This window comes from Streptomyces shaanxiensis (assembly GCF_039537145.1).
GTDB classification, from domain to species: Bacteria; Actinomycetota; Actinomycetes; order Streptomycetales; family Streptomycetaceae; genus Streptomyces; species Streptomyces shaanxiensis.
The window spans coordinates 249,488-263,430 of record NZ_BAAAZY010000006.1 but is presented as its reverse complement, the minus strand read 5'-3'; the positions used below and the strand labels follow the sequence as shown (position 1 = coordinate 263,430).

The window sequence follows — 13,943 nt, the reverse complement described above, 5'->3', positions numbered from 1 at the left end:
GCTGCGCACCAGGCCAAACCCTTGCGGCCTGTGGGAGACGACACCAGCCTGGGATGTATGAAGGACAACACCGCACGTCTCGACCATGTCGTCCTCTGGGTGCGCGACCCGGTGGCCTCGGCCGACTTCTACGAGAAGGCGGTCGGCATGGAGCCGGTCAGGCTCTCCGAATACTCCTCGGGGGCGGTTCCGTTCCCCTCCGTGCGCCTCAACGAGGAGACGATCCTCGACCTCATGCCGCTCACCATGGCGGAGCGCATGAAGATGCTTCCCGGCGCCGCCGACAGCTCCGGCCACCCGGTCAACCACGTCTGCCTGGCTCTGCCCGGCGACGACTTCGACGCGCTGCGGTCCCGCCTGGAGGAGCGCGGCGCGCCCGTGTCGGACATTTCCCACGACGCCTTCGGCGCCCGCGGGAAGGCCAAGCGCAGCTTCTACTTCCGCGATCCCGACGGCAATGTCTTCGAGGCCCGGCACTACGACTCGGGGACTGGCCCTCGATCGGCGGCCCGGGCCTGAACTCAACCGTCCGCCGAGACGTCCCGCGCCTGCCGCCCGCGCCGCGTGAACAGTGCCAGCGCTGCCAAGGGGACGAGCAGACACGCGGCGGTGAAGTTCAGCCAGGCGTAGCTCGCCTGGGCGACCACGAGCCCGGCGACCGCTCCGCCGACGCCCGCGGAGGCGTTCATGATCAGGTCCGAGAGCCCCTGAGCGGCGGCGCGCGCGGGCTGCGGTACGGAGTCCGTGAGCAGCGCGGAACCGGAGACGAGCCCCGCCGACCAGCCGAGCCCCAGCACGAACAGCCCGACGGCCGTCTGCCTGTGATTGCCGCCCGCCGTACCGGCGAGGAACACCGCGCACGCCAGCAGCCCCACGGAGAGCCCGATCCCGGACAGCCGCCCAAGTCGGTCCGACAACCGCCCCATGAGCGGCGCGAACGCGTACATACCCGCGATGTGCCCGCTGATGACCAGCCCGATCAGATCGATGCCCGCACCGTGGTGCGCGAGGTCGACCGGCGTCATCGACATCACCGAGACCATCGCGGTGTGCGCCACGGCGACCGTCACCACCGCGAGCCTGGCGCGCGACGAGGCGGCCACAGCGGCCAGCCCGGCGCGCAGCGAACGCGCCGCGGGCGACTGTTCCTCGGCCGGTGCGAGTGCCCGCGCCGTCAGCAGCGGGTCCGGCCGCAGCAGTACGGCCACCACGACCGCGGATATCAGGAAGATCCCGGCCGCCCACAGGAACGGTCCAGCCGCCGCGGGTATCCCGAGGCCCGTGACACTGCGGCCGGCGGGCGCGGCGATGTTCGGGCCGATGACCGCGCCTATGGTCGTCGCCCACACGACGAGCGAGATGGCCCGAGCCCGCCGCTCCGGCTCGGCCAGGTCGGCGGCCGCGAATCGCGCCTGCAGATTCGCCGACGAGGCAGCGCCGAACGCGGCCATACCGCACAGCAACAACGGAAAGCTCCCGACACCGGCCGCGACCACCGTGACACCGGCACCCACCGCACCGATGAGATAGGCCAGCACCAGCCCTGGACGGCGACCCCGCGCGGTCATCAGCGCGGCCAGCGGCATCGACAGCACCGCTGTACCTGCGACGGTCGCGGTGGGCGCGAGCCCGGACAAGGACTCGGTGCCACTGACCTCCGTGGCCAGCACGGCCGCGAGCGCGATGCCGGTGGCGACACCCAGCCCGCCCAGGATCTGCGTCGCGATCAGCACGGCCGATGTACGGCGCCGCAGGGCCGGCAGCCGGTCGGGCGTCACGGTCGCGATGACCTGCCGCTCGACGGAGGTCACGACGCGCACCCGGCCGTACGGCGCGCCGGACCGGCCGACCCGGGACAGCACACCGGGCCGGCCGCGTACAAGTGGGTGAAAGGTGTCGTCACAGGCGCAGTTTCCCCCTCTGGTCCCGCCTGCCCAACCCGTGCGTCCGCCGAAGACGCCCGGTTGCAGAGCGCTGCCCAATCCTCGGAAGTTCCGGAAAGCCTCAGAACAGCGGCTCCGGCAGCACTCCCTCCAGCGCGAGCAGCTTCCGCTTGGTCTCCAGGCCGCCCCCGAACCCACCGATGCCGCCGTCGCGCTCCACGACCCGGTGACAGGGCACCACGACGGGCAGCGGATTGGCGCCCATCGCCATGCCCACCGCCTGGGCGGCACCCGGCTGTCCGACCCGCCCGGCCAGATCGCCGTACCCGACGACGGTGCCGTACGGGACCCCGGCGGCCAGCTCGCGCAGCACCTCCCGGTTGAAGCCGGAGATGAGCGACCAATCCAGGGGCAGCTCGAAGTCGCGCCGCGTACCCGCGAAGTACTCCTTCGTCTGACGTATCCCCTCGGCCAGCAGCGGCGAGCCGGGTGCTTCGACCGGCTCGGTGCCCAGCCGGGACGCCAGCCGGTCGAGTGCCTGGTCGCGCACCTTCTCCGTGGCATGGAAGACGACGCTGACCAGGCCGTCGCGGGTCGCGGCAAGCATCAGTGGACCGATGTCGGTACCGACGACGGCCCACACGACCTGCTGCTCGTACTGCCCATGGCTGTCCATGCGCCCACCGTACGACCCACCGCTGACAACGCCCCGAGAGCGGACGCCGACTCCCGCTCAGGGTTTTCCTCGGGCAGGGTGTCCCGCACCACGTCGGGATTGTTGGTGATGATGCCGTCCACGCCGTACCCGGCGACCAGCCTGGCGGTGTCCGCGTCGTTCACGGTCCATGTGAAGACCTCCAGCGGCCTGCCGTGCGGCCCGGTGAAGGTGTGCACGGAGGCGACATAGCGCCTGGAGATGGAGCTGTACGAGGGGTTGATCTGGTCGGCGAAGGTCGCGTACCCGGCGAGGTCCGACGCGGGCGGTGTGCCGAGGAAGCCGGTCTTGACGGCGGGCTTCAGGTGGTGGACGGTTCGAATGCTGTCGGCGCTGAAGCTCTGCACGATCAACCGGCTCGCGAGGTGGTGCGGATCAAGCCAACCCGCGTCGTCCAGAACCTTGAGGGTCTGCCGCTCGATACCCGGGTACAGATCGGGGTTCTTGATCTCCAGCAGCAGCTTCTGGTGGTGCAGCTCCAGGCGGTCCGCGAACTGCTCCAGCGTCGGCACGCGCGCGCCCGCGTACGCGGGACCGAACCAGCTGCCCGCGTCCAGGCGGGCGATCTCGGCGGCGGTGAAGTCCTTCACCTTCCAGGGCGCCCGGTCGGGGAAGACCTGCTCCACATCGGTCGTGCGCTTCAGGTTGTCGTCGTGGACGACGACCAGCTCGCCGTCCTTCGTGCGCTGGACATCGTTCTCCACCCAGCTGATGCCCAGGTCGGCGGCCTTGTCGACGGCGGCCAGCGTGTTCTCGGGGGCGTATGCGGAGGCTCCCCGGTGGGCGATGACCGTGGGCTGCTCGGTGCCGGCCAGGGCGTCGGAGGCGGGAAGCAGAAGAGCGGCGGTCCCCAGGAGCGCGGTCGTCGTGGCGGCTACAGCGCGCGCGTGCATGCGTACTCCTCGCATCGAACGATCACGGACAGCACAACTCTGACAGCAGAGGGTCAACGATGAGGGAGTACAGAATGGCCACAGATTGAATGGAGTTGCCCGGGCCCGCTCACCTGTGCCGCACAACTGGGGCAAGCCCGTGTTTCTTTGCCGGAAAATCGTTCGACCATTGCGGTGGGAGTTACTCTCTGCCTCAACCCTGACCGCTCGGGCGGTCCTGGGAGGGGGCGCATTTCACGGAGTTCCGGGACGTAAGAGGGCGGGAAGGGCAGCCGCGTATGCAGGGCACGATCGACGGTTTCAGCTACGGACTCGTCACACCGCTGGTGGCCTACCTCATGGCCTGCCTCGGCGGTGCCCTCGGTCTGCGCTGCACCACCAGATCGATGCTCGTCTCGCATTCCTGGCGCCCGGGCTGGCTCGCCCTGGGATCGGCGGCCATCGGCTCCGGCATATGGACCATGCACTTCGTCGCGATGATGGGGTTCACGGTCGCGGAGACGCCGATCCACTACGACAAACCGATGACGTTCGCGAGCCTGGCCGTCGCCATCGTCATGGTGGGCATCGGGATCTTCATCGTCGGCTACAGAGGGGCCAGCGGAACGGCGCTGTTCACCGGCGGCACCATCACCGGCCTGGGCATTGCCTCGATGCACTACCTCGGCATGGCCGGTATGCAGCTCAACGGCAGGCTCGAGTACAACACCTTCACCGTCTCCGCCTCGGTCGTGATAGCGATGGTGGCGGCCACCGCCGCCCTGTGGGCCGCCGGACAGGTCAGAGGGTTCCTGTGGAGCGTGGGCGCGAGCCTGGTCATGGGCCTCGCCGTCAGCGGCATGCACTACACGGGCATGGCCGCCCTGAGCGTTCATCTCCACGGCACGGAGGCCCCCTCGTCGGGTGACTCGCCCGCCTCCCTGCTCGCGCCGATGCTGGTCGGCCCGCTCGCCTTCCTCCTCCTCGCGGGCGCCGTCGTGCTGTTCGACCCGAAGATGGTCATGGGGAAACCCACCGGTGCCCCCGTCGAGCACAAGCCGGGCGTCCCGGCGCACGCCACCGTCCCGCACCCGACCCGCCGCCCGCCGCTGCGGCCCCGCCAAGCCAAGGGCCACCGAGGCTCCCGAGCCCCGCAGAACCACTGATCGGACCGCGTTGTCAGTGGCGGGTCGTACGGTGGATTCCATGCGGCCCGTTTCCAGCATCGAACGCACGGTGGCGCCCTTCGAGGTCGTCAGCCCCTACCAGCCCAGCGGCGACCAGCCGCAGGCCATCGCCGAGCTCGCCCGGCGCATCGAAGCCGGCGAGAAGGACGTCGTCCTGCTCGGCGCGACCGGCACAGGCAAGTCCGCCACCACCGCGTGGATGATCGAGAAGCTCCAGCGCCCCACCCTGGTGATGGCGCCGAACAAGACGTTGGCCGCCCAGCTGGCGAACGAATTCCGCGAGCTCCTGCCGAACAACGCCGTCGAGTACTTCGTCTCGTACTACGACTACTACCAGCCCGAGGCCTACGTCCCGCAGTCGGACACCTACATCGAGAAGGACTCCTCGATCAACGAGGAGGTCGAGCGCCTGCGCCACTCCGCGACCAACTCGCTGCTCACCCGCCGTGACGTCGTCGTGGTCGCCTCGGTCTCCTGCATCTACGGCCTCGGCACCCCGCAGGAGTACGTGGACCGGATGGTCCCCCTCAAGGTCGGCGAGGAGATCGACCGCGACCAGCTGCTGCGCCGCTTCGTGGACATCCAGTACACGCGCAACGACATGGCCTTCAGCCGCGGCACCTTCCGGGTGCGCGGCGACACCATCGAGATCTTCCCGGTCTACGAGGAGCTCGCCGTCCGCATCGAGATGTTCGGCGACGAGATCGAGGCCCTGTCCACGCTCCACCCGCTCACCGGCGAGATCATCAGCGACGACCAGCAGCTGTACGTCTTCCCGGCCTCCCACTACGTCGCGGGCCCGGAGCGCATGGAGCGCGCTGTCAACGACATCGAGAAGGAACTGGGCGAGCGCCTCGCCGAACTGGAGAAGCAGGGCAAGCTCCTGGAGGCCCAGCGCCTGCGGATGCGCACGACGTACGACCTGGAGATGCTCCGCCAGATCGGCTCCTGCTCCGGCGTCGAGAACTACTCGATGCACTTCGACGGCCGCTCGCCCGGCTCCCCGCCCAACACCCTGATGGACTACTTCCCGGACGACTTCCTGCTCGTCATCGACGAGTCGCACGTCACCGTGCCGCAGATCGGCGCCATGTACGAGGGCGACGCGTCCCGCAAGCGCACCCTCGTCGACCACGGCTTCCGCCTGCCCTCCGCCCTCGACAACCGGCCCCTGAAGTGGGAGGAGTTCCAGGAGCGCATCGGGCAGACCGTCTACCTGTCGGCGACCCCGGGCAACTACGAGCTCTCCCGCTCGGACGGCGAGGTCGAGCAGATCATCCGCCCCACCGGCCTGATCGACCCGGAGGTCGTCGTCAAGCCCACCGAGGGCCAGATCGACGACCTGGTCCACGAGATCCGGGAGCGCGTCGCGAAGGACGAGCGCGTCCTGGTCACCACCCTCACCAAGAAGATGGCCGAGGACCTCACGGACTACTTCCTGGAACTCGGCATCCAGGTCCGCTACCTGCACAGCGACGTCGACACGCTGCGCCGTGTCGAGCTGCTGCGCGAGCTGCGCGCCGGCGAATTCGACGTCCTCGTCGGCATCAACCTCCTCCGGGAGGGCCTCGACCTTCCCGAGGTGTCCCTGGTGGCGATCCTCGACGCCGACAAGGAAGGCTTCCTGCGCTCCGGCACCTCCCTCATCCAGACCATCGGCCGCGCGGCGCGCAATGTCTCCGGCCAGGTCCATATGTACGCCGACAAGGTCACCCCGGCGATGGAGAAGGCCATCGACGAGACCAACCGCCGCCGCGAGAAGCAGGTCGCCTACAACAAGGCGAACGGCATCGACCCCCAGCCGCTGCGCAAGAAGATCAACGACATCGTCGCGCAGATCGCCCGCGAGGACGTCGACACCGAGCAGCTCCTCGGCACGGGCTACCGCGCGAAGAAGGACGGCCGGGGCACCAAGGCACCCGTGCCCTCTCTCGGCGACAAGGCGGCCAAGGGCGCGAAGGCGACCAAGCCGGCCAAGGGCAAGGGCAAGGAGACGGTGCCGACCGACCGGCCGGCGGCCGATCTCGCCGAGCAGATCGAGGAGTTGACGGAGCGTATGCGCGCCGCCGCCGCGGATCTGCAGTTCGAGATCGCGGCCCGACTGCGTGACGAGGTGTCCGAGATGAAGAAGGAACTGCGCCAGATGAGGGAGGCGGGCCTGGCCTGACGGGACCGCAGACGCCGGTCCACGCCCCGAACCGATGCCCCCGAACGCCCTTCGGGGGCCACCGAGTACGCGCTGTGTTGCAAGACCGACACAAAGTGCGGACCGGGGTACGGCACTGTCAGTGCCCCTGCGTAGGGTTCTGGTCATCCGCGGAGCCCGCGGCCAACAGGGGACAGCTCGAGAGGGGATTCAGCACGTGACCGTCAACATGACCAAGGGTCAGGCCATCAGTCTGCAGAAGAACGACGGCGGCAGCCTGACCGCGGTGCGCATGGGTCTCGGCTGGCAGGCGGCTCCCCGGCGCGGCCTGTTCGGCTCGCGGACGCGAGAGGTCGACCTCGACGCCTCCGCCGTCCTGTTCGCGGACAAGCAGCCGGTCGACGTCGTCTTCTTCCGTCACCTGGTGAGCGACGACGGTTCGGTGCGCCACACCGGTGACAACCTCGTCGGTGGTGTCGGCCAGGGCGGTGACGACGAGGCGATCCTCGTCGACCTCGCGCGCATCCCGGTTCACATCGACCAGATCGTCTTCACCGTGAACTCCTTCACGGGCCAGACCTTCCAGGAGGTGCAGAACGCGTTCTGCCGCCTGGTCGACGAGACCAACGGCGAGGAGCTCGCCCGCTACACCCTCGCGGGCGGCGGCTCCTACACGGCCCAGATCATGGCGAAGGTGCACCGCGCGGGCGCCGGTTGGCAGATGACCGCCCTGGGCACCCCGGCCAACGGCCGCACCTTCCAGGACCTGATGCCGGCGATCCTGCCGCACCTGTAGGACTGCAGGGCGGCCCGGCGGGCGGCACACGACACGAAAAGCGACACAGGGGGACGAAGGCATGACGGCCGAGCTGGTGCGGGGACAGAACCACCCGCTCTCCCAGGCCCGACTGGAGATCCGGGTCTCGGCCGGCACGCCGATCGTGGCCGGAGCCACGCTCGGCGACGAGCAGGGCAGGATCCACGGCGTCGAATGGGTGGCGCACCCCGGCGCCCCTACTCTGCCCGGCCTCGAAGTCTCCCGGCAGGCGGCCGCCGATCATCGCCTGGCGGTGGACCTGGACGCCATGCCGGAGGCCGTCCACCGCATCAGTGTGCTGCTCGCCCTGCCGATCGGAGTCACAGGCCCGACCCGCTTCGGCGCCGTCCCCACCCCCTTCGTCGCGGTCACCGGCCTCGACGGCACCGAGGTCGCCAGCTACACCATCAACGGCCTGGAGGCCGAGTCGGCCGTCGTCGCCCTGGAGCTGTACCGCCGACAGGGCGCCTGGAAGGTGCGCGCCATCGGCCAGGGCTATGCCGGAGGCCTCGCCGACCTCCTCACCGACCAGGGCCTGCCCCAGGCCCACCAACTCGCCGACGGCATCAACGAAGCCGTGGCCCAGGGCATGGCCCGTTCGGTGCCGGCGCCCCCGCCGCGGACGGACGGCGACCGCTCCCGGCAGACGGCCGCACCGGCACTCGGCCCGGACCAGGGCGGCCCCGCCCCGCAGGGCGCCCCCGGCTCCGTATCACCGCAGCAGTCGTCGCCCTACGGCACCCAGACACCGGGCGGGCCGGGCCACTCGGCAGCGCAGCCGGATTCGTACGACATCCAGCCGCCCGGCGTACCGGGCCGGCCCACGCCGCAGCCGTCGTATCAGGACGGAACCGGCGCAGGCGACCCCGCCCAGTCCACGCCCACGTCGGGCGGGCCGATCGACTACAGCCACCCGCGCCGCCAGAACGCGGCTCCGCCGCCGCCCCCGCCGGCCGCGCCCCCGTCCCAGCCCGGACAGCCCGCGCAGCCCGTCGCGGGTGACGCCACCGGCTGGTCGATGGACGAGCGGCTCTACAACCAGGTGTGGGGCATGTTCGAGGACCTGGCCCGTACGACCGCCGCCTACCGCAGCGCGGTCGACTTCGCCGACTCGCGCATGGAGAAGGAGCTCGACCAGGTCCTGTCGGACCCGCGCAGCCGGATCGGCGGGCAGGGCGACGCCGCACGCGAGGCGGCCCAGGTCAAGCACGCCCAGCTCGTCAACCAGGCCAGGGCGACGCTCGACCGGGACATCGCCCAGCTCACCGCCGAGGCCGAGGTCGTCGAACCCGCGCTGCCGCCCGCGTACGCACGCTGGGACAACCCGGTCTGGCACGGCTACCGCGTACCGATGGAGATCCCCATGGCCCTGCGCCTGGGCGACCTCCATCTGCCCGAGAGCGAGGGGCTGCGTATCCCGATGCTGGTCCGGCTGCCGCTGGAGCGCGGTCTGTGGATCGACAGCGGACGCGGCGGATCGCTCGACGGCTCGTTCACCGACTCCCACGAGCTGCGGCGCCTGGCGATGGAGACGGCGGTGGCGCACGCGGCACGGCTGCTCGCCGTCTATCCGGCGGGCGAGTTCACGGTGCACGTCATCGATCCGGCCGGTTCGGGCGCACAGGCACTCGCGCCGCTGGTGCAGACCGGTGTGCTCGCGGCCCCGCCCGCCGTGGGCGCGGCCGGTGTCACGGAGACCCTGACGCGGCTCACCCAGCGCGTCGACCTGGTGCAGATGGCGGTGCGCGGCGGTGCCCCCGACTCCCTGCCGCCCGGCTTCGACACCTCCGAGCAGCTGCTGATCGTCAACGACTTCCCGCACGGTTTCGACGACCGTGCTGTCAACCAGCTGCGCTACCTGGCGGACGAGGGGCCCGCCGTCGGCGTCCACCTGATGATGGTCGCGGACCAGGAGGAGGCGGCCGGCTACGGCCCGTTGCTCGACCCGCTGTGGCGTTCGCTGCTGCGACTGACCCCGGTGCCGGACGACCATCTCGCCGACCCGTGGGTGGGGCATGCCTGGACCTACGAGCCCTCATTCGTGCCGCCCGGCAGCCAGGTGCTCCAGCAGGTGCTCACGCAGGTCGCGGCGGCTCGCACCAAGTACCAGTAAAGTGCCTCTGACCAGCACACTTGGCCTTTCTTTTGCCAAGTACTTTACCTTTCCTTGGTGATTGGGGTACTGTTCATCCCACGGAGGGGAGTACTCCCTGTCTGCTGCGGCGTACCCGTCAATACGGATCAGGCCAGATCCCGGGGCGTCGGCCCATCGTGGGTGGAAGAGACCTCCGGCGCGCGACGACGCTGTCATTTGCCGTTACGTACTGCCGGAGGCGCAGTGGAAGTTTCTACGACCCTGTGGGTCCTGACCATCGTGGGCCTTGCCGCCCTGATCGCGGTCGATTTCTTCATCGGCCGCAAGCCGCACGACGTGTCGATCAAGGAAGCCGGGATCTGGACCGTTGTCTGGATCGCCCTGGCCGGTCTCTTCGGGCTCGGCCTGCTGGTCTTCGGTGGCGGGCAGCCCGCCGGCGAGTTCTTCGCGGGCTTCATCACCGAGAAGTCACTGAGTGTCGACAACCTCTTCGTCTTCGTCCTGATCATGGCGAAGTTCGCGGTGCCGTCCCAGTACCAGCAGAGAGTGCTGCTGGTCGGTGTCCTCATAGCCCTGGTGCTGCGGGCCATCTTCATCGCCGCCGGTGCCGCGATCCTCGCCAGCTTCTCGTGGGTGTTCTACCTCTTCGGTGCCTTCCTCATCTGGACCGCCTGGAAGCTCATCCAGGAGGCCCGGGCCAACGAGGAGGACGAGGACTGGGAGGAGAACAAGCTCCTCAAGGCCGCCGAGCGCCGCTTCGGCGTGGCCGACCGCTACCACGGCACCAAGCTGTGGATCCAGCAGAACGGCAAGCGGGTCATGACCCCGATGCTGGTCGTGATGCTGGCGATCGGCACCACCGACGTGCTCTTCGCCCTCGACTCCATACCGGCGATCTTCGGCCTGACGCAGGACCCGTACATCGTGTTCACGGCCAACGCCTTCGCGCTGATGGGTCTGCGGCAGCTGTACTTCCTCATCGGTGGCCTGCTGAGGAAGCTGGTCCACCTCAGCTACGGCCTGTCGATCATCCTGGGCTTCATCGGTGTGAAGCTGGTGCTGCACGCGCTGCACGAGTCCGGCGTCCACGTCCCGGAGATCAGCATTCCGGTCTCGCTCGGCGTGATCTGCTCGGTCCTGATCGTCACCACGATCACCAGCCTGCGGGCTTCCAAGAAGCAGGCGGCGGCCGAGGCGGCGCAGGAGCGGAGCGAAGGCGCTCCGAAGGACAGCATCGACGTCTGACCACGTCGGACGTAGGAACAACCAACACCGGGAGTGGTGCCCAGCGAATTGCCGAGCACCGCTCCCGGTGCTTCGTTGGTGCTGGGTGTCCCTGGCCGGGGACACCACGGCCCGTCGGAGGCACCCATGAAGTTCGTGCAGATCATCGACTTCGAGACCGATCGCATCGATGAGATGCGGGAGCTGGCCCACGAGACGCAGCAGCGCCTGGCAGACCGCAGCGGCGGCCCCACGCGCCGGCTCGTCCTCAAGGACAGGGACCAGACCAACCGCTACCTCGTAGTGATCGAGTTCGATTCCTACGAGGACGCCATGCGCAACAACGATGATCCCGAGACGACCAAGTTCGCGGAGCAGATGGCCGCGCTGTGCACCAGGCCGCCGTCCTTCACGGACTGTGACGTACAGGAGATGACCGATTTCGCGTAGCGACATACGGCACACAGGGCCCCCGCACCCCGAGGGCGCGGGGCCGCCCGACAGCCACCCTGACGACCACACGGACCGGAATGCGAACCTCCAGGCCCTCTGCGACGATCGCTCCATGATCGCTCGGCTCAGGCCGCTCACGACCCGGTGGACGTCCTTCGTGCCGGTGCTCGCGGTCGTCCTGCTGGTCTTCACCTGGGGACGGGACCTGCCCGGCGCGATCGTCGCGCTGGTGACGCTGGTCCTCGCGGGGGCCGTCCTGGCCGCCGTGCACCACGCCGAAGTGATCGCCCACAAGGTCGGCGAACCCTTCGGGTCCCTCGTCCTCGCCGTCGCCGTGACGATCATCGAGGTCGCCCTGATCGTGACCCTGATGGCGGACGGCGGTGACAAGAGCTCCACCCTTGCCCGGGACACGGTCTTCGCGGCCGTGATGATCACCTGCAACGGCATCGTCGGGCTGTGCCTGCTGGTCGCCTCGCTGCGGCACCGTACGGCGGTCTTCAACCCCGAGGGCACGGGAGCGGCGCTCGCGACCGTCGCCACCCTGGCCACACTCAGCCTGGTGCTGCCGACGTTCACGACGAGCAAGCCCGGGCCGGAGTTCTCCAGCGTGCAGCTGACGTTCGCCGCGCTCTCCTCGCTGATCCTGTACGGCCTGTTCGTGACGACCCAGACCGTGCGGCACCGCGACTACTTCCTGCCCATCACCCGGCAGGGCGAAGTGATCACCGTGGACGACCACGCCCAGGTGCCCTCCAAGCGCGCCGCCTTGATCAGCCTGGGGCTGCTGGGCCTGGCCCTCATCGGCGTGGTCGGCCTGGCCAAGGGGGTGTCGCCCACCATCGAGTCCGGCGTGGCCGCCGCCGACCTGCCGCACGCCGTGGTCGGCGTGATCATCGCCCTGCTGGTGCTGCTCCCCGAGACGATCGCCGCGGTGCGCTCCGCCCGCCGCGACCGCGTGCAGACCAGCCTGAACCTCGCGCTCGGCTCGGCGATGGCCAGCATCGGCCTGACCATCCCCGCAGTCGCCCTGGCCTCCATCTGGCTCTCGGGCCCGCTCGTCCTCGGCCTCGGCCCCACCCACATGGTGCTGCTCGCCCTGACGGTGGTGGTGAGCTCGCTGACGGTGGTGCCGGGGCGTGCGACGCCGCTCCAGGGCGGCGTCCACCTGGTGCTGTTCGCGGCGTACCTGGAACTCGCGCTCAATCCGTGACGGCGGTACGGTCCGTGACCGCCGTCGTTCATCGCTGCGGCGGAGCCCGTCACCCGGTGGCGGGCTCCGCCGCCACGGCGGGCACCGGCCGTGTCTCGGGCAGCAACGCGAAGCACCCCAGGCTGAGCAGCGCGATCCCCGTCAGATACGCCCCCACACCCCAGGGCACCCGACCGCCCTGTTCGGCGAGCGCCGTCGCCGCGATCGGCGTGAGCGCGCCCCCGAGAACGCCACCGAGGTTGTAGCCCACCGCGGCGCCCGTGCAGCGCACCCGGGGCTCGTACAACTCCGGCAGATACGCGGCGATCACGGCGAACATGGTGATGAACGCGAGCATCGCCCCGAGGAAGCCCAGGAACATCAGCAACGGCTCGCCCGTGGCGAGGAGCGCGACCATCGGGAACATCCACAGGGCGGCGGCAGAGCATCCGATCAGGGTCAGGGGCCGCCGCCCGTACCGGTCGCCGAGCACCGCCGCCACCGGTGTGAGGGAGCCCTTCACCAGCACCACCGCCATGATGCAGGTCAGCATGACGCTGCGGTCCACTCCGAGTCGCTCGGTGCCGTAGGCGAGGGACCAGGTCGTCACGGCGTAGAAGATCGCGTACCCGATGGCGAGGGCTCCGGCCGTCAGCAGCACCAGTCGCCAGTGGTCGCGCACGACCTCGGCGAGCGGCACGCGCGCGTGGTCGTCGATTTCGAGGAACCGGGGGCTCTCGGCGAGCGACGACCGCAGCCACAGCCCCACCACGGCCAGCACACCGGCCGCCCAGAACGGCACCCGCCATCCCCACGCCGCGAACTGCGCCTCGGACAGGGTCGCCGACAGCCCCAGCACCACCCCGTTGGCCAGCAGGAAGCCGAGCGCGGGCCCGACCTGCGGGAAGCTCGACCACAGACCGCGTCGCTCGGCGGGCGCGTGCTCCACGGTCAGCAGCACGGCACCGCCCCACTCGCCACCGAGGCCGAGCCCCTGCAGAAAGCGCAGCACGAGCAGCAGCAGCGGAGCGAACACACCGATCGTGTCGTACGTCGGTACGCAGCCCACCGCGACCGTGGACGCGCCGGTCAGCAGCAGCGAGGCGACGAGGACCGGCCGGCGTCCGCGCCGGTCGCCGATGTGCCCGAACAGCACCGACCCCAGTGGCCGCGCCACAAAGCCCACGCCGAAGGTCACGAAGGCGGCCAGGGTCCCCGCGACCGGCGAGAACGTCGGGAAGAACAGCGGCCCCAGGACCAACGCCGCAGCGGTCCCGTAGACGAAGAAGTCGTAGAACTCGATGGCCGTCCCGGCGAGCGAGGCGGCCGCGAGCCGCAGCATGGAGGGGTCCTTTACGG

The 13,943-nt window shown here is 69.8% G+C and carries 11 protein-coding genes and 1 pseudogene; 8 read left to right on the top strand and 4 right to left on the bottom strand.

The genetic code is table 11. The features are described 5' to 3' along the window. The first annotated feature begins 57 nt into the window (after window positions 1-57). Window positions 58-519 (top strand): VOC family protein, encoded by a 462-nt coding sequence (locus tag ABD932_RS07955; protein WP_345010036.1) that lies wholly within the window; start codon window positions 58-60, stop codon window positions 517-519. A gap of 2 nt (window positions 520-521) precedes the next feature. On the opposite strand, the gene ABD932_RS07950 is transcribed toward ABD932_RS07955, so the two are convergent. The 3 genes and pseudogenes from ABD932_RS07950 to ABD932_RS07940 all read right to left on the bottom strand — a co-directional run. After that, entirely contained in the window at window positions 522-1,811 is a 1,290-nt protein-coding gene (locus ABD932_RS07950; RefSeq protein ID WP_345010034.1) for an MFS transporter, read from the bottom strand. A 193-nt stretch (window positions 1,812-2,004) separates the two neighbouring features. Continuing rightward, window positions 2,005-2,559: a methylated-DNA--[protein]-cysteine S-methyltransferase gene (locus ABD932_RS07945; protein ID WP_345010032.1), complete on the bottom strand. Its 555-nt coding sequence runs from the start codon at window positions 2,557-2,559 to the stop codon at window positions 2,005-2,007. A 74-nt stretch (window positions 2,560-2,633) separates the two neighbouring features. Beyond that, a pseudogene (locus tag ABD932_RS07940) lies at window positions 2,634-3,491 on the bottom strand (glycerophosphodiester phosphodiesterase); the annotation flags it as partial. 278 nt (window positions 3,492-3,769) lie between these two features. Between ABD932_RS07940 and ABD932_RS07935 the strand changes: the two are divergent. From ABD932_RS07935 to ABD932_RS07905, 7 genes are all read left to right on the top strand, one after another. Continuing rightward, on the top strand, window positions 3,770-4,636 hold the full coding sequence (locus ABD932_RS07935; RefSeq protein WP_345010030.1) for an MHYT domain-containing protein: 867 nt from the start codon (window positions 3,770-3,772) through the stop codon (window positions 4,634-4,636). 40 nt (window positions 4,637-4,676) lie between these two features. Next, window positions 4,677-6,824, top strand: coding sequence for an excinuclease ABC subunit UvrB (gene uvrB / locus ABD932_RS07930; RefSeq protein ID WP_345010028.1), 2,148 nt, complete (start codon window positions 4,677-4,679; stop codon window positions 6,822-6,824). Between the two features lie 196 nt (window positions 6,825-7,020). Continuing rightward, the gene (locus ABD932_RS07925) at window positions 7,021-7,599 is read left to right on the top strand and encodes a TerD family protein (protein WP_126391172.1); all 579 of its coding nucleotides are present in this window, start codon (window positions 7,021-7,023) and stop codon (window positions 7,597-7,599) included. A gap of 61 nt (window positions 7,600-7,660) precedes the next feature. Then, window positions 7,661-9,733 (top strand): TerD family protein, encoded by a 2,073-nt coding sequence (locus ABD932_RS07920; RefSeq protein WP_345010025.1) that lies wholly within the window; start codon window positions 7,661-7,663, stop codon window positions 9,731-9,733. A gap of 225 nt (window positions 9,734-9,958) precedes the next feature. Next, window positions 9,959-10,960 (top strand): TerC/Alx family metal homeostasis membrane protein, encoded by a 1,002-nt coding sequence (locus ABD932_RS07915; RefSeq protein WP_345010023.1) that lies wholly within the window; start codon window positions 9,959-9,961, stop codon window positions 10,958-10,960. 126 nt (window positions 10,961-11,086) lie between these two features. After that, a complete protein-coding gene (locus ABD932_RS07910) occupies window positions 11,087-11,389 on the top strand; it encodes a hypothetical protein (protein ID WP_345010021.1) in 303 nt (100 codons plus the stop codon). A gap of 115 nt (window positions 11,390-11,504) precedes the next feature. Next, on the top strand, window positions 11,505-12,605 hold the full coding sequence (locus tag ABD932_RS07905) for a calcium:cation antiporter (protein ID WP_345010019.1): 1,101 nt from the start codon (window positions 11,505-11,507) through the stop codon (window positions 12,603-12,605). Between the two features lie 49 nt (window positions 12,606-12,654). Here the strand turns inward: ABD932_RS07905 and ABD932_RS07900 are convergent, their stop codons facing one another. Continuing rightward, window positions 12,655-13,926 carry an MFS transporter gene (locus tag ABD932_RS07900; protein WP_345010017.1) on the bottom strand — a complete coding sequence of 424 codons (1,272 nt, stop codon included), beginning with the start codon at window positions 13,924-13,926 and terminating at the stop codon, window positions 12,655-12,657. Between the last annotated feature and the right edge of the window lie 17 nt (window positions 13,927-13,943).